General features: G+C 69.3%; 24 protein-coding genes. 12 read left to right on the plus strand and 12 right to left on the minus strand.

Annotation, left to right across the window (positions count from 1 at the left end):
• Positions 1-444: 444 nt before the first annotated feature.
• From ABT170_RS05095 to ABT170_RS05105, 3 genes are all read left to right on the plus strand, one after another.
• Entirely contained in the window at positions 445-723 is a 279-nt protein-coding gene (locus ABT170_RS05095; protein WP_351864161.1) for a hypothetical protein, read from the plus strand.
• Between the two features lie 107 nt (positions 724-830).
• The gene (locus ABT170_RS05100; protein ID WP_351864164.1) at positions 831-2,153 is read left to right on the plus strand and encodes a UDP-glucose dehydrogenase family protein; all 1,323 of its coding nucleotides are present in this window, start codon (positions 831-833) and stop codon (positions 2,151-2,153) included.
• A gap of 26 nt (positions 2,154-2,179) precedes the next feature.
• A complete protein-coding gene (locus tag ABT170_RS05105) occupies positions 2,180-2,692 on the plus strand; it encodes a MazG-like family protein (protein WP_351864167.1) in 513 nt (170 codons plus the stop codon).
• 60 nt (positions 2,693-2,752) lie between these two features.
• Here the strand turns inward: ABT170_RS05105 and ABT170_RS05110 are convergent, their stop codons facing one another.
• Entirely contained in the window at positions 2,753-3,376 is a 624-nt protein-coding gene (locus tag ABT170_RS05110; protein WP_351864169.1) for a hypothetical protein, read from the minus strand.
• 924 nt (positions 3,377-4,300) lie between these two features.
• Here ABT170_RS05110 and ABT170_RS05115 point away from each other — a divergent pair.
• The 4 genes from ABT170_RS05115 (at position 4,301) to ABT170_RS05130 (ending at position 6,988) form a co-directional block, all read left to right on the plus strand.
• Entirely contained in the window at positions 4,301-4,549 is a 249-nt protein-coding gene (locus ABT170_RS05115; RefSeq protein ID WP_351864172.1) for a type II toxin-antitoxin system CcdA family antitoxin, read from the plus strand.
• Positions 4,546-4,947, plus strand: coding sequence for a DNA-binding protein (locus ABT170_RS05120; protein ID WP_351864175.1), 402 nt, complete (start codon positions 4,546-4,548; stop codon positions 4,945-4,947). The genes ABT170_RS05115 and ABT170_RS05120 overlap by 4 nt, the downstream gene beginning before the upstream one ends.
• A 504-nt stretch (positions 4,948-5,451) precedes the next feature.
• Positions 5,452-5,667, plus strand: a complete 216-nt coding sequence (locus ABT170_RS05125) for a DUF6243 family protein (RefSeq protein WP_329942763.1) — start codon at positions 5,452-5,454, stop codon at positions 5,665-5,667.
• Between the two features lie 487 nt (positions 5,668-6,154).
• Positions 6,155-6,988 carry a PIG-L family deacetylase gene (locus ABT170_RS05130; protein WP_329942762.1) on the plus strand — a complete coding sequence of 278 codons (834 nt, stop codon included), beginning with the start codon at positions 6,155-6,157 and terminating at the stop codon, positions 6,986-6,988.
• Positions 6,989-7,323: 335 nt separating this feature from the next.
• Here ABT170_RS05130 and ABT170_RS05135 read toward each other — a convergent pair whose 3' ends face one another.
• The 3 genes from ABT170_RS05135 to ABT170_RS05145 form a co-directional block, all read right to left on the minus strand.
• A complete protein-coding gene (locus tag ABT170_RS05135; RefSeq protein ID WP_351864178.1) occupies positions 7,324-9,039 on the minus strand; it encodes a sensor histidine kinase in 1,716 nt (571 codons plus the stop codon).
• A gap of 139 nt (positions 9,040-9,178) precedes the next feature.
• Positions 9,179-10,000, minus strand: a complete 822-nt coding sequence (locus ABT170_RS05140) for an ABC transporter permease (RefSeq protein WP_329942760.1) — start codon at positions 9,998-10,000, stop codon at positions 9,179-9,181.
• Positions 9,997-11,010, minus strand: a complete 1,014-nt coding sequence (locus ABT170_RS05145) for an ABC transporter ATP-binding protein (RefSeq protein WP_351864181.1) — start codon at positions 11,008-11,010, stop codon at positions 9,997-9,999. The genes ABT170_RS05140 and ABT170_RS05145 overlap by 4 nt, the downstream gene beginning before the upstream one ends.
• A gap of 291 nt (positions 11,011-11,301) precedes the next feature.
• Between ABT170_RS05145 and ABT170_RS05150 the strand changes: the two genes are divergently transcribed.
• The gene (locus ABT170_RS05150; protein ID WP_329941889.1) at positions 11,302-12,063 is read left to right on the plus strand and encodes a response regulator; all 762 of its coding nucleotides are present in this window, start codon (positions 11,302-11,304) and stop codon (positions 12,061-12,063) included.
• A 102-nt stretch (positions 12,064-12,165) separates the two neighbouring features.
• On the opposite strand, the gene ABT170_RS05155 is transcribed toward ABT170_RS05150, so the two are convergent.
• The 3 genes from ABT170_RS05155 to ABT170_RS05165 all read right to left on the minus strand — a co-directional run bounded on the left by ABT170_RS05155 (position 12,166) and on the right by ABT170_RS05165 (position 15,008).
• Complete coding sequence (locus ABT170_RS05155) at positions 12,166-12,651, minus strand: hypothetical protein (RefSeq protein ID WP_329941890.1); 486 nt, start codon at positions 12,649-12,651, stop codon at positions 12,166-12,168.
• 128 nt (positions 12,652-12,779) lie between these two features.
• Positions 12,780-13,445 (minus strand): O-methyltransferase, encoded by a 666-nt coding sequence (locus ABT170_RS05160; RefSeq protein WP_351864185.1) that lies wholly within the window; start codon positions 13,443-13,445, stop codon positions 12,780-12,782.
• 72 nt (positions 13,446-13,517) lie between these two features.
• The gene (locus tag ABT170_RS05165; RefSeq protein ID WP_351864188.1) at positions 13,518-15,008 is read right to left on the minus strand and encodes an MFS transporter; all 1,491 of its coding nucleotides are present in this window, start codon (positions 15,006-15,008) and stop codon (positions 13,518-13,520) included.
• Between the two features lie 122 nt (positions 15,009-15,130).
• Between ABT170_RS05165 and ABT170_RS05170 the strand changes: the two genes are divergently transcribed.
• On the plus strand, positions 15,131-15,706 hold the full coding sequence (locus ABT170_RS05170) for a TetR/AcrR family transcriptional regulator (protein ID WP_351864651.1): 576 nt from the start codon (positions 15,131-15,133) through the stop codon (positions 15,704-15,706).
• A 154-nt stretch (positions 15,707-15,860) separates the two neighbouring features.
• The gene (locus ABT170_RS05175) at positions 15,861-16,340 is read left to right on the plus strand and encodes a hypothetical protein (RefSeq protein ID WP_351864190.1); all 480 of its coding nucleotides are present in this window, start codon (positions 15,861-15,863) and stop codon (positions 16,338-16,340) included.
• Between the two features lie 3 nt (positions 16,341-16,343).
• On the opposite strand, the gene ABT170_RS05180 is transcribed toward ABT170_RS05175, so the two are convergent.
• From ABT170_RS05180 to ABT170_RS05195, 4 genes are all read right to left on the minus strand, one after another.
• Entirely contained in the window at positions 16,344-17,105 is a 762-nt protein-coding gene (locus ABT170_RS05180) for a polysaccharide deacetylase family protein (protein ID WP_329941894.1), read from the minus strand.
• Positions 17,106-17,334: 229 nt separating this feature from the next.
• Complete coding sequence (locus ABT170_RS05185; RefSeq protein WP_329941895.1) at positions 17,335-17,931, minus strand: hypothetical protein; 597 nt, start codon at positions 17,929-17,931, stop codon at positions 17,335-17,337.
• Between the two features lie 396 nt (positions 17,932-18,327).
• Complete coding sequence (locus ABT170_RS05190; RefSeq protein WP_351864194.1) at positions 18,328-18,498, minus strand: peptidoglycan-binding domain-containing protein; 171 nt, start codon at positions 18,496-18,498, stop codon at positions 18,328-18,330.
• A 19-nt stretch (positions 18,499-18,517) separates the two neighbouring features.
• Positions 18,518-18,844: a peptidoglycan-binding domain-containing protein gene (locus tag ABT170_RS05195; protein WP_351864197.1), complete on the minus strand. Its 327-nt coding sequence runs from the start codon at positions 18,842-18,844 to the stop codon at positions 18,518-18,520.
• Between the two features lie 143 nt (positions 18,845-18,987).
• Here ABT170_RS05195 and ABT170_RS05200 point away from each other — a divergent pair, with 143 nt between their 5' ends.
• Together ABT170_RS05200 and ABT170_RS05205 are read left to right on the plus strand one after the other, a co-directional pair.
• Entirely contained in the window at positions 18,988-19,248 is a 261-nt protein-coding gene (locus tag ABT170_RS05200) for a hypothetical protein (protein ID WP_329941897.1), read from the plus strand.
• 793 nt (positions 19,249-20,041) lie between these two features.
• Positions 20,042-20,899 carry a lamin tail domain-containing protein gene (locus ABT170_RS05205; RefSeq protein WP_329944550.1) on the plus strand — a complete coding sequence of 286 codons (858 nt, stop codon included), beginning with the start codon at positions 20,042-20,044 and terminating at the stop codon, positions 20,897-20,899.
• A gap of 119 nt (positions 20,900-21,018) precedes the next feature.
• Here the strand turns inward: ABT170_RS05205 and ABT170_RS05210 are convergent, their stop codons facing one another.
• Entirely contained in the window at positions 21,019-22,224 is a 1,206-nt protein-coding gene (locus ABT170_RS05210; protein ID WP_351864201.1) for an MFS transporter, read from the minus strand.
• Positions 22,225-22,271 lie beyond the last annotated feature (47 nt).

Raw genomic sequence — 22,271 nt, forward strand, 5'->3', positions numbered from 1 at the left:
GACAACTGCCATGGAACGTGCTCTCCACCGGAATCCGGTTCAAAGACCACCCTGGCACGCCGACCCGCGTGCCGGACCTGTCCGTCCTTGCGGACATGCGACCGTTCCAGGTGGAGATCGGATGCGGTACGTCGGTCGAGGCGGGCATCCCGCCCCTGCACCGGCTCCACGAGATCTACCAGGTCACCGACCGCCAGAGCCACGAGCCGCGCGAGCACCGCTTCACCCTCTCCCCGACAGCGGACACACTCCTCCATGAGGTGCTGACGGAGCCGGAGGAGAAGACGGCAGAATTCGTGGAGATGTTCCGTGCCTGCTTCCTGGCCGAGCCGACCCCAGCCATGTGGGCACTGAAGGAACTGAAGGACGCCGGGCACCTCGTCGGTCCGGTCATCACCAACAACTTCGACGTGCTCGCCGCGGGCCGGGCTCGACGAGTGCTTCATGCGCCGCTACGACCAGGCCGTACCCGACGTCGAGTGGGTCGACGGCGCCAAGGCACTCCTCGTCGTCGGCCTGCACGCCGACCAACGCAAGGTCCAGGCTCGCGCCCGTGCTCGCGGCATGCAGATCGTCTACCTGGACCCGGAGGGCTTCTGGCACGACGGCCAGTTCATGCCGTACCCGCTGGAGGGGCCCCAGGACGGTGACTTGGTGTGCCGGGCAACCGCTGCTGAGGCGTTGCCCGCACTGGTCAATCTCCTGAAGCAGCACGCTGGTTGATCTACCTGCACGAAGAGGGACGCGCCGGGTGGTGACGCTAGCGTGACGCACCCGGCCGGCCCGGACTCACCGGGCGGGCGAGAGGCAAGCAAAGGAGCGTCGACCCCATGCGCGTATCCGTCATCGGCTGCGGTCACCTGGGCATCCCCCACGCCGCTGCCATGGCCGAGATCGGCCACGAGGTCATCGGCGTAGACCTGGACCAGGCGAAGATCGACCGCCTCAACGCCGGCGAGTGCCCCATCTACGAGGACGGCCTGCCCGAACTCCTCACCACCCACACCGCCACTGGACGCCTGCGGTTCACCACCAGCCTCGAAGAGGCGGCCGAGTTCGCGGACGTCCACTTCCTCGCCGTGGGCACGCCGATCGACGCGGACGGACGCAGCTACGACACCGGACAGGTCTTCGGCGCCGCCCGCGCCCTCGCCCCGCACCTGACCCGCCCCACGGTCATCATCGGCAAGTCCACGGTCACCGTCGGCACCTCCCGCGACCTCGGCGCACTCCTCGCGCGTCTGTCCCCGGCCGGTGAGGACGTGGAGGTCGTCTGGAACCCGGAGTTCCTCCGCGAGGGCCACGCCATCGACGACACCCTGCGACCCGACCGGATCGTGGTGGGCGTGCCGTCGGCCCGAGCGGAAGACGCGGTACGTGAGGTCTACGCACCCCTCCTCGCGAACGGCGTCCCGCTGTTTGTGACCGACCCCGCCACAGCAGAACTCATCAAGGGCGCCGCCAACGCCTACCTCGGCATGAAGATCTCCTTCATCAACGGCGTCGCCGACATGTGTACCGCCGCCGGAGCCGACGTCCAACAGCTCACCGAGGCCATCGGCCTGGACCCCCGCATCGGCCGCGGCGGGCTCAACGTCGGCCCCGGTTATGGCGGCGGCTGCCTCCCCAAGGACGTCCGCGCCTTCACAGCCTCCGCCCGCACCCTGGGCGCCATCGAGGCAGCGACCATGCTGCGCGCGGCGGAGGAAGTCAACGAATCCCGCCCCGCCGCCGCGCTGAGGCTCATCGAGCAGACGCTCGGCCGACCTGTCGACGGAGTACGCATCACCGTCTGGGGCGCTTCCTTCAAGGCCGGCACCGACGACGTCCGCGAATCCCCGGCCCTGGCGATCGCAGCGCTCATGCACCAGCGCGGCGCGACCGTCACCGTCCACGACCCCCACGCCGTGCCCACGGCACTGCGCCGCCACCCCGAACTCGACTACTGCGTAAGCCTCGAAGGCTCCCTCGCTGCAGCCGAGTTGATCGTCCTGGGCACCGAATGGCCCCACTTCCGCGAGGCGGACCCCAAAGCACTCGCCCCACTGGTCGCGGACCAGGTCCTCGTCGACCTCCGCAACCTCATCGACGCCGACGCCTGGCGCATGGCCGGATGGACCGTACGCCAGCTCGGACGCCCCGCACAGGAATAGCCGAACCCATCGATCGGAGGTCCGACGTGGACACCCTGCGGGACAACATCGAGAAGCTCTCCGCTGTCTGCCGAGCGGCAGGCGCCCATCTCCCCGACGAGGAGCTCAAGGCTCTCCAGGTCGGCAAGGTCGCCGAAGAGGCCGTGGAGGCCATGCACGCCCTCCACGGCCTGAAGGGCCTCACCACCTGCGGCGACGACCACACCTGGTCCGAGGTCCAGAACGACCTGGTCGATGATGTCATCGCGGCCCGCCTGGCTATGCACTACATCGACCCCACGGGCGCCCGCGCCACCTTCGACGAAATCCTCCACCATCGGACGCAAAGGGGCCGCGAGGCCTGTGGCGGCCTGGCAACCTCCGAGCATGGCCGTCGGCCCCACCCATCAGCGGTCCGGCCATGTTCAGGCACGAGCCACGGCAGACACCAGCGTGGTAGCACTTTCTTAGGGCATCAAGGCCCGGGCACACGGCACCTTTGCGGTGGCATGCCTCCTGACTTCGCAGCGGCTGGCCCCGCCCGGAGGCTGCGGGCATGAATCGGGGAGACACACCTCCGGCGGCTGGGGCGGCCGGTTCCAATTATCCGCCCGCTCGATTCACGGTTTGAATTTCTCAGTCCCGACCACAGGAATAATTCCCTCGCCATCAAGAGTCTTAAGAGTACCCAAAAGCTTTCCCTGCGCCCAGCTATTCCAAGATTTGGCGATCAAATTATAGGAGGATCGACGTCCCCCACTCGTCCCAAGAACCACGCGATCCCGGAAGAATCGATTCCTGAGCACGAGGCGAGGATCTTTTGCGTCCATATTGGCACCAGAAATCAGACCGTTAGCCCAATCTTCGATCTTTTCTGCGTGCTCGGTCCGTGCCGCTTGGGCGAGAACCACCAGGTGAGTGGGCTGATTAATCCCAGAGGCCCGATATGAAGCCGCAGCAATAGGCGCCATGGTTGTAAGCTCTGGCCATGCCGCAACAGCTCTCAAGATATCCGAGGTGGCTGCTTTCGTGTCGTAGAAACCGTCGAAAAGAGTAACAGGATCCCACATTTTATACATTTGCCCGATGATTCGTGCTGCCGCAGCCACGATAACCCTGTGGGGAATCTTGAGTAGCTGAGCCGCTTGCCGACGATGCCCTGAGTCGAGTACGTCGAACGTCTCTGCCTCACAATTAGGAATGACAAGCATCTCGACCGACACACCTGAGTGCTTGATACCCATCAACCTATGTTGCCCATCAAGCAGCATTCCATCTCTATCGAAAGCGATACCCTGGTGCGTAGTCCTCCAGGCCCCATTAGCCATCGCCTTCGCATATCGTTCATAGACGGTATCGGAGAGAACTCGATTATGCGTCGGGTTGCAGTGAGTCAACCACAGATCAGCCATCTCTGGACTAATAGCCATGTACTTGGGTCCGGTCGGCAGAGCCGGGAGATCAATCATGTTTCGCTTGCACCCCTTGACATAGGTATGACAACAGCATGATTGCAGACCAACGGCGCCATTTTACGCACTTGCACCTAAGTGATGAAATTAGGCCAATATTTGTGCGAACTACTTCACTGTCGCGCAATTAGCAACGGTTTTCGGCTCCACTATTTTCGCCTCTGATCGGTATCTTCGACTGCCAGAATCCGCTCCGGCCCGCCTATGCAGCGGGCGTGGTCCGGGTCGTCGGCCTACGCTCGCGACGTTCGCCGCACCGTCGGTAATCGGGGGTCGCTGGCTCTACATCACCGCCATGCACTCGACATGCATCGCGGGCCGCCCCTCCCGGTTGCCGTGCCCCATCCGTGCCCTTCGGGGCGGACAACAGCGGTCATGAGCGGCGCCCAGAGGGCGCACCAACCTCGCTTGCCCTAGTCAGACATACAGGTCAGAGCGCCTCTGGCAGCCCAGCACCGTTGATTCCCAAGCTCAGAGCGCGAGTTCGATTCTCGTCACCCGCTCTTTGATTAAGGCCCTGGTCAATGACTGGGGTCTTTTGCTTGCCGCCCAACGACAACGGCAGGAGCATCACTCGCTAGTGACAGCCGTAGAGCGACCGCCCCCATGCCTTCACCCGGAGCATGCGACCTCAGGCGTCAAGGCTGGGGCCAGAGACCCGAGCCAGCGCGTGCATACTCCAGTATGCTTGGGCTCATGTCCTCAACGACTCGCATCACCGTCACGCTCCCCAGCGATCAGGTGGCGGAGCTCCGCAAGCTCACGGACAACGTCTCCGGCTATGTGGCGGAAGCCGTGGCCCGCCAGATTCGGCACCAGCTGCTGGGCGATGACCTTCGCCGCCACGAGGAAGAACACGGACACTTCAGCAACGAGGAACTCGCCGAGGCCCGCGCGAAGATCTTCGGTTCCGACGGCTCCTCCAAGGGCGCGGACGCCGCGTGAGCGAGCGTATCGAGACCGTTGTTCTGGACTCGGAAGGGCTGTCCGCCTGGATCGCGCAGGACCGCAAGCTCCTCGCGATGCTGCAGGTCTTCCACGACATGGGAGCGGACCTCGTGATCGGGGCGAACACCATCGTGGAAGTCAGCCACTCCCGCACCAACATGCCTCGCCTGAACTGGGCCCTGTCCCGCGTCAAGGTGGAACCGGTCACCGAGCAGGCCGCCAAGGCGGCGGCGGAGCTCCTCAAAGGCGCCGGACTGCATGGGCACAAGTACGCCATCGACGCCACGGTCGCCGAGGTCGCCTTGCGTCAGCCGAAACCCGTCGCCCTCCTGATCTCCGACAGCGACGGCATGACCAAGCTCTGCGGCAACCAAGTCCACATTGTCTCTCTCTGACCCGCTGGCCCACCCGGAGCACGCACCTCAGCAGGTTCCGTTGCACTGCAAGCGCTCGTGCCCCATCCGTGCCCAGCAGCGCGGACAACAGCGACCCACCCAATGCGAAACTGCAGGTCAGAGGCCCTATAACGACTCAAGAACCGTTGACTCCCAAGCTCAGAGCGCGAGGGCGATTCTCGTCACCCGCTCCGTGCCCGTCAGCCGGCGTCCGTCCGGGCTTGTCACGGGTGTTCGGTGTCCACCGGCGGGTGCTGGCGGTGTCGGGGTGGGTGTCGGTGCTGAGATTCTCGGAGGGAAACGGCTGCCCCGGCCGGGCGCCGGGGCGGCGAAAGGCCTGGCGTGCGGGGCCGGCGGGACCGGGTAACGTCTTTGTCATGTTCTTCCAGACGCCGATTTACGAGTGAGCGTGTGATGGGCCCCTGCTGACGTCCCTCGACGTCGCCGTGCCCGCCCCCCACCGATGAATCCGTAGACCACTTCACATCATTACCGGGAGAGCCCATGACCGTGAGCAAGAACATCAACAACCCCGTGGGCATGGGCGGCGGCCAGCGCAAGAAGCTGTCCCGCGCCGAACGGCAGAACAACGGTCCGCACCGCAACCTCGACCGCCAGGGTGCCGCCGACCGGAAGGCGGAGCTGGTGCGCAAGATGCGCGAGAAGGCAGGCGCAGCCGGGGACGCAGGGCAGACGGGCGACGACGCCTCACAGCGCTGACGCGCCGCCCACCCGCAGGGCAGCACCCCGCACGGGGCAGGGGCCCGGACCGCGACGCGCGGTCCGGGCCCCTGCTGCCGTACCGGGTGCTTCCGGAGCTCAGGGCGCGAGTTCGATCCCGTCACCCGCTCCACAGCCCGACTCGAATGCCCCAGGCGGGCGGCCGGGGGGGCCTTGTTGTCCAGATCCCGGAACCCATGCGTCATTCCGCGGGTCGCAAGTGCCCTGTCGGCGCGTCAGGTCGGCCGAGGGGCAGCCGCTCGGTTGGAAGCCGGATCCGACGTGGCGCTGAGACGTGCAGGTCGCCCCACCGGGAACAGCCGGTCCGGCCGGCACGGTTGCATCGACCGAAGGACCGGCGCGGCACAGGCGGGGAACACGGAGATCATCAGGCCGCCCGCCCCACCAGGAGCCGGGCCTCGGGATCGCGGTGCGCCCGCCGGCCGCGTACTCGGACCACGACGTACTGCTACAGAAGGACTGTTTCATGACTGACCGACCCCTGACGCTCATGGCCGTACACGCCCACCCCGACGACGAGGCCACCGGAACCGGAGGGGTCCTGGCGCGGTACGCGGCGGAAGGCATCCGCACGGTCCTCGTGACATGTACCGACGGCGGTTGCGGTGACGGGACGGGGGGTGCCAAGCCCGGCGATCCCGGGCACGATCCGGCGGCCGTCGCCGCGATGCGCCGCCAAGAACTCAAGGCGAGCTGTGACGTCCTGAAGATCAGCGCTCTGGAGATGCTGGATTATGCCGACTCCGGGATGGCCGGCTGGCCGAGCAACGACGCCCCCGGATCCTTCTGGCAGACCCCCGTGGAGGAAGGCGCCGCCCGGCTTGCGGAACTCATGCGGCACTACCGGCCCGATGTGGTCGTCACCTACGACGAGAACGGTTTCTACGGCCACCCCGACCACATCCAGGCCCACCGCATCACGATGGCGGCGCTGGAGATGACCGCGCTGACACCGAAGGTGTACTGGACGACGATGCCCCGCTCGACGATGCAGCGGTTCGGGGAGGCCATGCGCGAGTTTCAGGAGGACATGCCGGAGCCGGATCCTGCCGAGGTCGCCGCGATGGCCGAGATCGGCCTCCCCGACGACGAGATCACCACGTGGGTGGACACCACCGCATTCAGTGGTCAGAAATTCGATGCGCTGGCCGCGCACGCCAGTCAGGGCGAGAACATCTTCTTCCTCAAGATGGGCAAGGAGAAGTTCGGCGAGTTGATGGGCATGGAGACCTTCGCACGTGTCAAGGACACCACCGGCGCGGCCATACCCGAGAACGATCTCTTCGCCGGACTGCGCTGATCCGCCCGTCCGGCCAGGGCCGAAGGCCCGGGAGGGGGCCGGGGGGGGGGGGAGGCCGAAGGCCCGGGAGGCCGGGAGGCCGAAGGCCCGGAGCGGGCCGGGGCGGCCGGGGGGCCGGGCGAGCGCGTCCGCCGGGAGCGTTCGAGCTGTCGCGCGTCGCGGTCCGGTTCGGCATCGTGCGCCTGTGGGCGGTCCCCCGTCCACTGGGCGGTGTCCCGGCAGGTCGGGGCCGGTTCGCCGTGGGCGGCCTCGCCGGAGCGCTCGGTCGCACGAGCCGTGATCGCGCCGCTCATGCGAGGTTCCTCGCTCCGGATCCGTGGGGCGCGGCCCTGACGTCAGGGCCGGTTCGCGGGCACGGTGTCCTTCGCCACCAGCGTGTTGCCGGACCAGCAGAGCCGGTAGAAGTCGACCTGGTCCAACAGGTCGCGGCCCGAGCGGTAGAACTCGCAGGTGGTGCCGGGCGGGCGGGGCAGGGAACGGGCGTGGTCGGGCGGGAAGGGGTAGGGGCGGGCCGGGAGCAGAGAGGCGAGTTCGGCGCGCGGCCGGCCTGGAGCCAGCTCGTCGTACCGGGACGGCGGCAGCACGCTCGTGGTCAGTTGCCAGGCCAGGTAGACGGCGGCGGGCACGAAGAAGGCGGCTGCGGCGACGGGCGCGACGGCGGCGACGACGGAGCGGCGGCGGGCGGCGCTCCGTACGTCGGCGAGCCGCTTGGCGGACTCCGGGGCGGTGGCGGAGTCCATGTGCGGAGCCGGGTGGCGAGCGGAATCGGACGGCGGCGCCGACCCGTCGTACCGCCCTCGGATCCAGGCCCGCGTTCCGGGCGCCATACCGGGCGCCGATTCCGGTGCCCCGGCCCCTCGCCCTCGGGTGCGGGCCGTGACCTGGTGCGGGAGGACGGCGACGACGCGAAAGCCGCCTTGGTACGGGCCGGTCCGCACGGAGCCCCCGAGGACCGTCACCCGCTCCCGCAGCCCCGCCAGTCCCCGTCCGCCGGTGCCGGCCGCCGGGCCTTCGGCCGCGTGTGCCGGTCCGCCGGCCGGTGGGGCGGTGTTCACGACGCTCACACGGGTACGGTCGGCCTGGTGCGTGATCCGTACCCGGATCACACTGCCCGGCGCGTGCTTCACGGCGTTGGTGAGGGCCTCCTGGACGATCCGGTACATCCCGCGTTCCACCAGGGGGGACAGCGTGGGTACCGCCCCGCACCGCTCCCACCGCACCGGCGCGCCGAAGGCGACCGCCCGTCCGAGCAGGTCCTCGACCGTGTCCTTGGTGTGCAGGCCGGTGCCCGTTCCCGATCCGGGCGGGTCGTGCAGGACGGCGATGGTCTCCCGCAGCTGCTCCACGGCGTCCGCGATCGTCCCGCGCAGCTCGGCCAGGTCGGTGCGGTCGCGGTCGGTGAGGTCGGGGGAGAGTTCCAGGGCCCCGGCGCGCAGGGCGACCAGGCTCAGCGCGTGGCCGAGGGAGTCGTGCATGTCGGCCGCGATGTCCGCGCGCTCGGTCAGCCTCGCCCGCTCCGCGACCAGGTGCTGCCGCTCCTCCAGTTTCCGGGCCAGCCGCCAGCCCTCCCGCACGAGTTCGCGCCGGCCACGCCAGTGGCGTCCGGCCAACCACGGCAGCAGAAGGGCGGCGGGCAGCACGGTCAGCGCGTAGAACCACCACACCGCCTGTACCCGCAGCACGGCGCAGGTCGCGACATCGACCGCGAGGCACCCGACCAGCACCAGGAGCGGGCCCCGAACCGCGGCGACCCGGGCGCCCAGCAGACAGCTCAGGACGGCGAGCGACAGAACCTGGGCGTTGGCGGGGGTCCCGGAGCCGGCCAGGCCCAGCGCACACAACCCGTTGGCGAGGACGGTCGCGGCACCGGGCCGACGGTGGGACAGCGGCAAGGCGACCGCCAGGACCGCCAGCGGGAGGAGCAGGTCCAGGGCCGGCGATGCCGCACTCGCGTCCCGGAACCCGTAACCGGTCGCGGCGGCGAGCACACCCCACAGCGCCACATCGCCGAGCACGGTCCTGGCCGGGGGCAGGGGTATGCGATGCGGCATGGTGCGTCGACCGTCCTTCCGATGGATCTCCAGACCTGCTCGGCCGATTCTGTGGGACGGGCCCGGACGCCCGATCACGCGGAGGCATCCGGAGGCGCCCGGTCACGGCACAGGTCGGACGTCCCGGCACGGTACGGGGTCAGGCGTCCCGGCGGCGTAGTACGTACAGGCCGATCAGGTGCGCCGCGGCAGCCCACGCCACCACGATCGCCGTCGCCGTCGCCGTCGTCGGTGTGTACGGGGCCTCGGTCCCGACGCGCACCAGGTGATCCCCCGCACCGTGCGGCAGATAGTCGTTGACGGCCGCGAGCGCCGGGCCGCCGAGCCCCAGGAGCACGCTCGGCAGCGCCCACAGCAGCGTGACGAGGATCGACAGCGCACCGGCCGGATGGCGCGTGGCAAAGGCGGCTCCGACAGCCAGCGCGGCGACGAGTGCCTGGTAGAGACCGATGGACAGCACCTGCCGGAGGGCCGTGCCGGCCTCGAACGAGGCCCGTCCGTCGAACGCCCCCCACGCCACCGCCGCGCCCACGATCGCGTACACGATGCCGGCGGCGCACGAGACTCCGGCCGCCACCAGTGCCTTCGCCGCCTGGACCCGTTGCCGCCGGGGCACCCACAGCAGGGAGGCCCGTACGGTCCCCGTCGCGTACTCGGAGGTCACCGCGACCGTGGCCAGGATGACGACGGCGAATTGGGTGAGCACGACGGAGGAGGCCGCCGCGTTCCCGACGGGTTCGATCGGATGATCGTTGATGCGGGCGATCGAGGCGTAGTAGAAGGTGTGGACGCCGGTGATCGCGAGGCCTGCCAGGAGGCACAGCCAGGGGGCCCGGACGGACCACAGTTTGGTCCACTCGCAGGCGACGGCCCCGGCGAAGCCGCCGGGTGCGCCTCGGCCGGGAGTGTCGCGCACGGCCTGGAGCGAGTCTGTCCGCTTGCCGGGTGTCGTCGTGGTCACGGCGTTCCCCCTTCCTTCGGCGCCACGGCCGCGCCGGTCGTTTCCGCGCCACTGTCGTTTCCGCTGCCGTCGGCCGTGTCCGTGCTGCTTCCGCTGCCGCCGGTCGCGTACTCGACGCTGCGTGCGGTCAGGTCCATGTACGCCTGCTCCAGCGAGACCCTGACGTCGCTCAGCCCGTGCAACCGGACCCGGCAGTGGTGGGCGAGGTCGCCGATCTCGGCGGCTGTGCGGCCCTCGACGGCGAGTTCGCCGGACGCGGACGTCTCGACGCTCACCCCGTCGGCCGCCATCAGGTGGCGGACCAGCGTCGCCCGCTCCTCCGGATCGGGCACCAGGGTGCGCGCCGACGCGGGAGAGGCGGCTGCGAGGAACTCCGTCATGGAGGTGTCGCTCAGCAGCCGGCCCCGTCCGATGACGACGAGGTGGTCGGCCGTCAGCTGCATCTCGCTCATCAGGTGGCTGGAGAGGAACACGGTGCGCCCTTCCGCCGCCCGGTCACGGACGAGCCGGCGAATCCACCGCACGCCGTCCGGGTCGAGGCCGTTGACCGGCTCGTCCAGTACGAGCACCGGCGGATCGCCGAGCAGCGCGCCCGCGACCCCGAGTCGCCCGCTCATGCCGAGGGAGTACGTGCCCGCCGGCCGCCGGGCCACCCCGGTCAGGCCCACCGCCTCCACCACCTCGTCCACACGGCCCACGGGGATGCCGTTGGCCCGTGCCTGGGCGACGAGGTGCGCGCGGCCGGAACGGGCCGGGTGAACGGCTCGGGCGTCCAGCATCGCGCCGACCGCGCACAGCGGCCTTCGCAGGGCCGCGTAGGGCCGGCCTGCGATCAGGGCCCGCCCTCGGGTGGGATGGTCCAGGCCCAGGATCATGCGCATCGTGGTGGACTTCCCGGCCCCGTTGGGACCGAGGAAGCCGGTCACGCGGCCGGGCTCGATGTCGAGCGTCAGCCCGTCCACGGCAAGGGTGTCGCCATAGCGTTTCGTGAGTCCTCGGAGGGTGATCACGGAGCTCCTTCGCTGTCGGTCGCGGAATACGGAACGCGGAGTACGGAATACGGAGTACGGAACGCGGAGTACGGGACGCGGAGTACGGAACGCGGAAGGTGCTGCGGCGCGCCCACCGACGCGGGTGGGCCGCATCTCCTCCACCCGAGCGACGCTAGGAGTCCGAGGCACCGGCGCCCATCGGTCGAACGGCAGCGGCGACCTGCCCTTCGTCGGGGGTGAGCCCCGCCTCCGGGCGGATCCATGGGCGTACCCGTCCGCACGGTGGCGCGCCGCCCGTAGGCTCGCCGCGTGGAAGAGACGACGCCGAGCAGCCGACCGGTCCGGGTCCTGGTGGCCGACGACGAGGCGATGGTCCGGGCAGGTGTCCGGGCCATCCTGGCCAGGGACCCGCAGGTCGAGGTGGTCGCCGAGGCGGGCGATGGGCACGAGGCCATCGCGCTCGCCCGCCTGCACCGGCCGGACGTGGTCCTGTTGGATATTCAGATGCCCGGTCTGGACGGTCTGACGGCGGTGGCGCGGCTCCACCGGGAACTGCCGGCGGTCGGTGTGATCATGCTGACGACCTTCGGCCAGGACGAGTACGTCACCCGCGCCCTGGAGGAGGGCGCCGACGGTTTCCTTCTGAAGGCGGACGACCCGAGGGAACTGCTGAACGGGGTGCGGGCGGTGGGGGCCGGCGGGGCCTACCTGTCCCCGCGGGTCGCCGGCCGGGTCATCGCCGGGCTGCGCGCACACCGAGTGGCGCATCCCCACCGCTCGCTGGAACGGCTCACGGAACGGGAGCGCGAGGTTCTGGCCGGACTCGGGGCGGGGTTGTCCAACGCGGAGATCGCGAGGCGACTGCACCTGGTCGAGGGCACGGTGAAGGCGCACGTCAGCGCGGTGCTCACGAAGCTGGGCGTGCGCAACCGGGTGGAGGCGGCCATCTCCGCGTACGAGGCCGGGCTGACCCCGCCGCGGCAGGATCCGCCCGACCCGGGGCAGCCGGCCCCAGGGCGGCTCAGGCCGGAGCAGCTCCGGCGCGAGCAGCTCCGGCCCGGCGGAACGTGAATCGTTCGGCGACGGCGACGAGGCGTGCGCGTGCCCGCTGTGTGACGTTCACCGATTCGGCGACCGCGGTCCGGCCCGCGGGGATCGCCCTCGGCCCGGAGCTCATGGCGCTTGGCCCGGCGGGGAGGACAGGCTGGCGCGGGCCGCGGTCATGAAGGCGGTCTTGCGCTCCTCCAGGTGCTCGTTGACCTCGGTGTCGCCGATGTCCCGCCACACCGCTTGGTTGAGCGCGCGACCGTACGCGTGGACAGCGGCATGCAGGTCCGGATCGCAGAGCAGCACGAGGTGCCGTTCAGCGACCCAGAGTGTCGTCATGGTGGCCCCGGCGGGCTCGCTCCAGCCGTCGTCACCGCCCCATGGATCGGGGCGGCTGTAGGCCGCTCGTTCGGCCGCCTGGGCGCATGCGATGAACTCCTTGATCGCCTGGAGCTGTTCGGCCCGGCGCGCCTCGCCGGTGGCCTCCCTCAGCCGTCGTTCCTCGGCCCGGTCCGCGGACCGCTGGGTGGCGCGCTGGGAGAGGGCCGTCAGCCCGCCGCCGAGCGCGACACCCGTGAGCGAGAGGACCGAAGTCCACACTTCCGAGGCCACGTTGTCCCCCTAAGACACGTCTCCGCACATCAGCGTGCACATGGTCTCGTACGGCGCCCCGGTGTTCGTACAGTGCCCGGACATTCGTACGGCGCCCCGGTCCTTCGTGCGGTCCGGAGAGGGCTTGTTCAGAGGCGGCAGCTGATTTCGAGGCCGTCCTCGACGGGGAACGTGACGCTGTGGTAGCCGTTGGCGGTGTCGCGGACGTGGTCGAGATAGGGGCCGAGGCCGGGGAGGTCCACGTCGTCGGCGACGACGAGGGTGCCGGGGGCGATGTGTGGTTCGAGGAGCCGCAGGACGGGCAGGCAGAGGTTCTTCCAGCCGTCCAGGAACAGGAAGCCGACCGGCTGCCGCAGCTCGGCGAGCGTCTCCAGGGCGTTCCCCTCCAGCAGGGTGATCACGTCGTCGAGGCCGGTGGCGGCGAAGGTGTCACGGGCGGTGGACGCCTTGATCCGGTTCATCTCCGTGGTGATGACCCGGCCTGTGCCGTTGTCGCGGACGGCGGCGGCCAGGTGCAGGGTGGAGATGCCGTACGAGGTGCCGAACTCGACGACGTTGGCCGGCCTGGTGGCGCGGATGAGGTTGTAGAGGAGCCTGCCGCCGTCGGCGGAGACCGGCATGTAGATCTCCTGTGCCGCGTCGGCGAGTTCCTGGGCCGACAGCGACGCCCGGTCGTCGAGCGGGATGCTCCACAGGCGTGACGCCGTCTCGTCGTCACGGGCCGCGGCTCCGAACATGCGGGTCAGGGCGGCGGAGACACGTGGTTCCGCGAGGGTGCAGGGTTGCGTGGGCACAGTACTGACTCCTTCGGGCGGTGCGATGGGTGGTTGCCGTCTCGTCAGGCCGTACGGGCGGGAGGGGCCCCGCTAGCGCGGGGCCGCGGTCCGCCGGGCGCGGCGGGCGCCGGCGACGGCCAGGGCTCCGGCCAGGAGTACGACGAGGGCCGCGGCGCGCAGTGCGGTGTTGGCGCCCTGGGTGAACGCGTCGGTGACGGCGGTGTGGTCGGCCGGGGCCAGCGCGAGCGCTTCCTGCACCGTGCGGGGGAGCGGCGAGTGCCGGCTCAGGTCGTCGGGCAGGTGGTGGGTGAACCCGGCGGTGAGGATGGTGCCGACAACGGCCACACCCAGAGCGCTGCCCAGTTCGCGGGTCGCGGACTGCAGACCTCCGGCGATGCCCGCCCTCTCCACGGGCAGGGCCGCGGCGATCTGCGCGGTCAGGCAGGGCGCGGCCAGCATGATGCCGAGGCCGATGACGAACAGCGCGACCGCGTACACGGGGTAGGCCATGGTCGAGGCATACGAGAGGCCGAGCAGACCGGCACTGGTGAGCGCGAAGGCCGCGGCGAGGGTCGCGGGGTTGCCGAAGCGGTTGATGAGCCCGGGAACGTAGCGGGTGCCCACCAGGAGCGGGAGGGTCAGCGGGATGATCCCGAGCCCTGCCTGCAGGACGGAGAAGCCACGTCCGTACTGCAGGAGTGAGGCGTTGACGTAGAAGAGCCCGAAGCTTCCGAAGAAGGTGATGGTCATGCCCAGGCTGGCGCTGCTGAGTGCCGCGCTGCGAAACAGCCGCGGGTCGAGCATGGGATGGGTGGCGCGCAGCTCGACCCGCACCCACCACAGGCTCAGCAGAACGCTGCAGGCGAAGGCGACGAGGACGGCCGGGCTGCCCCAGCCCTGTTCGGGCCCTTCGATGATTCCGATCAGCAGTGCGACGAAGGCTGCCACGAACAGCAGCGTGCCGGGCAGGTCGAGGGTGCGCTCAAGCCGAGCGCTGCGCGGTACGGAACGTGCCACCCACACCAGGCAGCAGGCCGCGATCAGGGCGACCGCCTCGAACAGCGTGCGCCAGGAGCCCGCGCTCAGCACCGCGCCGCCGCCGACGTTGCCGACGACGCCGCCGATACCGGTGGCCGCCGCCCAGACGGCCAGCGCGTGGGGGCGCCGCGCGGGGGCGGTGGCGTGCAGGAGGACGCCGACGCAGTTGGGCAGGACGCACGCGGCGCCGAGGCCGGTGACGGCGCGCCCGATCAGCATGATCGTCACGTTCGGCGCCACGGCCGACACGACGGCGCCGAACGCGAATATGCCGAGCCCCGCCATGAGGACGCCCTTGCGGCCGAGCTTGTCGCCGGCCGCACCGGCGGGGATGACCAGGCAGGCGAAGATCACGACATAGGCGTCGACGATCCACAGCAGGTTCGACGAGGTCGGTTCCAGTGAACTCGCGGCCAGCTGCGGCACCGCCAGGTTGATCGCCGCGACGAATCCGACGACCAGGGCGGTGCACACACTCACACAGGCGAGCACCGGGCCGGACCGCCGCGTCGGGGGCGGAGCGCCCTCCGGTATGGGAGCCATAGCTCTCGATTCCTTCTGGATTGCCGTACACGGATGCACGGCCGGACACCCCATTACGAGTCACCGTGCACCGTAAAGCTAACACGTACGAGACACAGTGCCTCGTATAGAGTGGCGACATGATGGATGGAAGTGGTCGCGGACGGCCCCGCAGCGAAAGCGCACGCGCCGCCGTGCTGCACGCCGTCGACGACCTTCTGGTCGAAGTCGGGTACGCGGCCCTGACCATGAAGGGCATCGCCGAGCGGGCGGGCGTGGGCCGTCAGACCGTGTACCGCTGGTGGTCGAACAAGGCGGAGGTCCTCTACGAGGCCAGCGCCATCGACGCCCGGCACGAGCTGTCCGTGTCCGGCAGCGGCGACCCCCGCGGGGACCTCAGGGCCTACCTCGACGCCCTCGTCGCCTTCCTGTCCCGCTCCCACGCGGGCGCGGCCTACCGCGCCCTCATGGGGGAGGCCCAGCACGACGCGGACGTCGCCGCGCTGCTCGCCTCCCGCGACATCCTCGGGGAAAGCGCCGCAGAGGTCGTCGAGGCGGCTCGGAGGGCGAGCGGCACCCCCCTCTCGCTCGAACAGGCGACCGCGCTCCTGATCGGCCCGCCGTTCTTCCACATCCTGTCCGGGCACAGCGCGGACGGCATCGACACCGAGCGGCTGGCGGAGCAGTTCATGCGCACCCTGAACCATCCGGGGACATGAGGCGGCCCAGCGCCACGTACACCCCGCGTGCCCGCATGCCCGGCACACCCGAACCGGCCGAACGACGCGTGGGTAAAAGACGCGTGGGCGAACGACGCGTGGGCGAACGACGCGTGGTTGAACGACGCGTGGGCGAAGGTTCTAGTCTCCTGGCATGGAGTGGATATCCCCAGTCAGCACGGCACTTGGTGCGGTGATCGGGGTGGGCTCGACCCTGCTCACCGATCGGTTCAGGTGGCGCAGGGAGCGGGCCGGCCAGAATCTCGATACGCGGAGGCAGTTGTACGCCGACTACACCGCCTCGCTCTCGCGGATACGAACAGCCCTCAACGAGTGTGCGCGGACGAACATTCCCGCGGAGGAGCGCCCTCGGAGGGTGCGTGAACTGTTTCTGGCACCTGGGGCGTACGAGATCCGCCACCAGTTGGCCATCATCGCGCCGCGAGAGGTTGTGGAGGCCGCCCGCTCCGCGTTCGTGGTGCTGAGGGACACGCGGGACCTGCTCGTGGAAGGGGCCACGGTCGACAGCCGGGCCTACGGAGAACTGGAGGAGCGGTTCGACGCGGCGGTGGTCGAGCTGCGCGACGTGATGCGCCGGGACCTCGGCGCGGTCGATTCGATCACGGCACGATGAGGTTCACCGGACCGGGAACCCGAAGGAGTACCCCTGCTCCCTCAGCCAGGGCAGGATCTCGCGCAGAGCGGCCAGGGTCTGGGAGCGCTCGCCTCCCGCGTCGTGGAAGAGGATGGTCGGTCCGTTGGAGATCTCTCTCTTGACGGTGGCGACCATGGCGTCCGCGCCGGGGCGCTCGAAGTCCTTGGTGTCGACGTTCCAGCCCAGCGGTCGCATCCCCTTGGACGCGGCGAGCCGGCGGCTGTACGGGGTGAAGGCGCCTCCCGGGGCCCGGTAGTACTGCGACCGGACGCCGCCGGACGCCTTGGTGATCATGCGTTCGGCATCCAGGATCTGCTGGGACTGGTAGGCCTCGGACTTGGTGTCCATGGTGGTGTCGTGCGAGACGGTGTGGTTGCACAGCCGGTGCCCGTCCGCCACGACCTTCTTGACCAGGTCCGGGTACGCCTGGGCCTGCGTACCCACCATGCAGAACGTGGCCTTCACACCGCTGTCCTTCAGCAGCCGCAACACCTGCGGCGTCCACGCCGGGTCCGGGCCGTCATCGATCGTGATGTTGACGCCTCGCTCGCCGCGATCCGAGGCATGCACGATGTCCGCCGCCACGGGCCGGGAGTCCGGCGCCGAGACACGGGCTTCCGGCTTCCGGCCTCCGGTGGGCTCGGCCTGCGCGGTCCACACCGAGGCGCCGGCGGCCACCACCGTCACCCCGAGCGCCGCCGAGAGAAGCTTGCCGTGCCATCCCCTTCCCTTGTGCTTCGCCATGTCCGCCCGCCCCTTTGCTGTCTCCGCCGATGCCCTGCCCCCATCAAGACATACGAAAGCCCTCACAAGATCCCCCTGTTACCGATCGCGGACGAATCCGCAGGGGACCGGCGACAATCACCGGAGTCCCGGGACAGATGAGGGCCGCGCGGCGCCCCCGTGAACGGAGAAGAGCCCGTCAGCAAGCTGACGGGCTCCCGCGAAGGGCCGAGGCTAACCTGCCATCAGGTCAGATCGTCGGTGTGTCGTCGACGATCTCCTTGTGCGGTTCGATGATGAACTTCCAGCCCTCGCTGGGCTCCAGGAACCGCACTCGGGTCGGGTAGATGTCCAGGGCACGGCGGTCGCGGTTCTGGCTGTTGTTCTTCCGCCCCCGGGCCGGCTCCTCGTAGAGGTCGACCTTGACGTCCGGCACCGCGACGGCTTCCTCGCTCCAGCGCTGCACGACCCCCGCGCCGAACGCGTCCCGTGCGGCGGAGTAGAGCGCGTCCAGGGACTCCTTGTTCCCACCGGGCACGAAGAGGGCAAGGTTCAGGAGGACGCCGGCACTCTGGAGAACCTCGATTTCCTCCCCGGCCTTGTCGGCGATCCAGATCCCGGCCTCTTCGGCGTTCTCCGGGAGGACGTGGATCTCCTCACCGAACACCGTCCTCGCGACGAAGGCCCCTCCCTCAAAATTCTTGCCCGGCTCCGTGAGGAAGGCCGGGGCATAGCAGTCGAGAGGAAGGCCATCCATCCCTGCCGAGACGAAGATGGCGTCCTGGAGACCCAAGCCTGAAATCTCTTCGGCCGTAAGACGTCGAGCCGTAACCTTCTCGGTATTCACGCCATTCCCCTTTTAATCGCGGCGTCCTGTGAATTCATCAAGACTCTACCACGAAAGGGACCAGCCGCTTCCCATTACCCGCGCCTTCGCCGCACGGTAAATGCAGCCACACCCAGGAGGCGCCATCCCGCTTCCGCGCGGCTTTCAGCAACGAAGTCGGCCGCCCGGAGAAGTCGGCGAGATTTTCGAAACGGGGACCGTACGAGGCAGGGATAGAGCAAGCAAATTGCACATTCGCAGCATTCTGCGTTCATATCCAGACAAAGCAGCGAACTACACGCACGGAACGGGAAACCCGGTCGAGTGAAATCGGGCGGGCTTCCCGTTCTCAGCTGCGATTCTCCCGCCCGCTCCCCGTACATGCCCGGGGACAGTGGCGGTGGGGCTCCCCCGCTGTCAGCCCATGAAAGGCCACATCTGAGACCCGCAGATTCCGTCAACGATAATCTCCGGCGCGCCCGTGGTCTGAAATTCCTTCAGCGCCACGGTAGTCCCAGGGCCGAAGATTCCGCTTATGGGTCCGGGATTGAACCCCTGTCGCCGCGGGCACCGCTGAAGCAGCGCCACGGCCCCGCCCGTATCTCCCTCACTGATGGTGGGTATGCCTCAGGTCTTCCGCCGGGAGCGCTTCCCACGTCGCCGGCCCTACGACACCGTCAGCGGTAAGTCCACACGCCGCCTGGAAACTCTTGACCGCTGTGCCCGTGTCGGCCGTGGAGCCTCCGTTGACAGGCCCGCCATACACTCCTTCCCGCCGAAGCACTCTTTGAAGTAGCTCCACGAAGGAACGAGGGCCCGGTTGCCCGATTCCTGGTATTCCCCCAGGGAGGGTGGAATACGGCAGCATCTTTCCTCCAATATGGCCGCGCGTTCTGCCTTGTTCCAACGTGACACTCGGCGCATGGACGCGCATGCCGTAAGGAACGAACCATTCGTCGTCGTATCCGCTGGGCGGCCACGTACCTGTGTCACCTCCGGCCCCAGATGCGTGACCGCCCTCCGTGCCACACGCTGGACATACAGCGTTTCTCTTCTCTCGTAGAGGGGTGATCAGTCATGTCCTCACCCGATCGGATCAAGCAGGAGTCGGCAGTCAGTCAGGTGCTCGACGAGATCGGCACACCTGACTACTTCGGCCGTGCCCTGCTCTCCGCAATTCTTCGCGACGCCACGGAAAAGCTGCGTGCCGGCGATGGCGACAGTGATCACGTGGAGTTGTCCGCAAAGATCGTTGTCTCCTTCTCGGCGCCCACAACGCGTTCCGGCGGCTTCTGCTTCCACACGGATCACGTGTGGGTCTGCGTTTTCCCGGAGTAAGGGCTGTCCCGTAATCCCTGACGGATCAGCGCGCGGCGTCGGATGCGGTGCATCGCAAGGCGGAGGGACGCCCGCATACTGGATATATGCGGGCGTTCCGACAAAGCGGCGAGGTGCCGTAGCTGTCGTCGCGCGCCCGCCAGGGATCAGGGGACAGCCCTTAGCCGTCGGGCGGGAACATCGGCCTGATGCGGGAGGTGCCCGGGGCAGGGCATCGGCTCCGGGTGCGGGCCCGGTTCACTGTCGCCGTTCCCCGGCGCAGTCAGGCGCCTCCCCGCTTTCTCGCACCCGCTTTCCTCGCACCCGCCCCCGCCATCCGCGCCGGCGCGTGTCATCACTCGACCGAGAGCGCTTTACCGGCCATAGCTGCCCGGTGGGGAAATGACCCGAGAAGTCCCCGGCCCCACACGTATCGCTGCCGCTCCGGAGCACCGGAACACCGGCCGTGCCCCGGTGCGGCCCTCGCCGCCGGGAGGGGGCCGTTCCACTCCGGTCGGTCGCGGCCACCTCGTAAATGACCGGATTACGGTGCCCCGCACGGCGGACGCGGTGTCCTGGCGGGAACGCCGGTCCGTCGAAGTGGCCAGCGGGATGGTTCCCGGACGCTGTTCGGCAGACAGTGCGCGGGCGGCTCCGCAGACGGTTCGACAGGCGGTTCCGCCGACGGTTCACAGGCGGTTCCGCGGAGGTGTGCCGGCACTGGGGTGCCGGCACACCGCTGTCGCCACCAACCGCCTTCGCCACAACGGCGGTTGCCCTGCCCTCAGCGCCGGCCGAAGAGGGAGACCTGCATATGTCCACAGTCACGGCGTCCGGCACCTGGACGGCTGTCAGCCCCGCCCCGCCCAACCTCTCGGGTCTCTCCACCGACAACGTCACCTGGGGTGTTCCCGTCGGCGGAGGCAAGAGCGGTTACCGGTTCGCCGGTGGCACGACCGAAGTGAAGGTCGGCGGAACGGAATTCACTCTGGGGACCTTCACCCACCAGAACTTCCCGATCCAGGGTGGTGCGAACAACCAGTTCGACGTGGACCTCGCGGTACGCATTCGGTTCGAGGAGGACGACTCCGACCGCCAGTTCAGCTTTCGCTTCCACCACTTCGAGACGCCCAATGACGGCCCGACCCCCGACGACGAGGTCGACCTGCCCACTCGGGTGTCCCCGGAGAGCGTGACCATCGACGGCGAGGAGTACGCCGTCGTGATCACCGGCTTCAAGCAGAACGGCCAGATCGTCAACAAGTTCATCAGCCCGGAGAACGGTGCCAACAGCGCCGACATCGTCGCGGTGCTGTCCCGCGTGGGCAGGCCGGACGTGGTCATCGCCGATGTCCGCTCCAAGGGACAGGTCAAGCGCACACAGGCGGACGAGTACGTCGAGATCGTGAACCAGGGCACGGCATCCGCCGACATCTCCGGCTGGACCCTCTTCGCCGACGACCCCGGCCAGAACTTCACCTTCCCGCCGGCCACCGTGCTCCAGCCCGGTCAGCGGATCCGCATCCACACCAACGAAGTCCACCCCGAATGGGGCGGCTTCACCTACGGCAGCGGACGCCCCCTCTGGAACGACAAGGGCGACACCGCCCACCTCCGCGACGCCGATGACGCGGTCGTCTCCGACTACAGCTACGGCGCCGGCAACCCCTGATCGCCCTTCCGGAAACCCCTCCCCGGACGACCCGGACGACCCGGACGGTCCGACCGCCCCGGACGGTCCGACCGCCCGGACAACGGTCCGGGGAGGGGTCACCTCGTGACTCGTCGTCGTCAGCGCCTCGTACCCGCCGGGGCCCGGCCCGTCGCCGTTGTCACCGCGGCCCCGGCCGCCAGGGCCGCGCCCAGCCACATCACCGCCGTGGTGCCGATGCCGTCCGCCACCAGGCCGCCCAGCAGCGCGCCCAGGGCGATGGCGCCGTTGAACGCCCCGACGAACAGCGAGGACGCTCCCTCGCGGGCTTCGGGGGACGCGGCCAGGATCCAGGTCTGGGTGCTCACCGAGACCCCGCCGTAGGTGAGGCCCCACACGGCCATCAGCGTGCCTGCTGCCAGGAGTGATCCGCCCAGTGCCGGGAGAAGGGCGACGGTGAGCGTCAGGGCCGCGGCGATCACCAGCAGGGTCCTGCGGGGTGAGCGGGCCGCACCGGCGCCCGCGAGGAAGTTCCCGGCGACGCCCGCGGCTCCGTAGACCAGGAGCAGCGTGCCGATCAGGCCCTCGCCCGCCCCGGAGACGTCCTCCAGGACCGGCCGGACGTAGGTGTACGCGGCGAAGTGGCCGGTGACCAGGAGGACGACGACGGCCAGGCCGGTGCGTATACGGGCGTTGCCGAGCAGCCGCAGCACATCACCCAGCGGCGTGGGCCGCTCCGCGGGCAGCGGCGGCAGAAGGACGGCCAGCGCGACCAGTACGAGCAGTGCCAGGGCGGCAGCCGCGATAAAGGCGGTGCGCCAGCCGGCCAGGGCCCCGGCGTACGCCCCGGCCGGGACTCCCAGCACCGAGGCCACGGCGATGCCGCTGAAGACCAGCGAGGTCGCGGCGGCCACCGACCTCTCCGGCACCAGGCGTACCGCCAGCCCCGCCGCAATCGCCCAGAAGCCGCCCATCGCGATCCCGACCAGCACCCGCGCCACGACCATGACGCCGAAGCCGGGAGCCCAGGCCGCGCCCAGGTTCCCGATCATCAGCACGGCCGCCAGGACGCAGAGCGCCACGCGCCGGTCGAGCCGGCCCCCGGCCCGGATCACCAGGGGCGCGGAGACCGCCGCGACGAGCCCCGTGATCGTCAGAGTGAGGCCGGCCGTGCCCTCCGACACCCCGAGCGAGCCGCTCATCGGGGTGAGCAGCCCCACGGGCAGCATCTCGGAGGTGACCACGGTGAACGTACCGACGGCCAGCGCCACCACCCCCAGCCGGCCCCGCACCCCGGAACGTTCCCGTGTGCCCGCTGTCCGTACGGATTCCTCTGCCTGCGTCATGCCTCCAGACAACAGACCGCCGCCCGGCGGAACAACGGCGAATCCCT

Origin of the sequence: Streptomyces sp. NPDC001787 (genome assembly GCF_040297465.1) — a bacterium.
Lineage (GTDB): Bacteria > Actinomycetota > Actinomycetes > Streptomycetales > Streptomycetaceae > Streptomyces.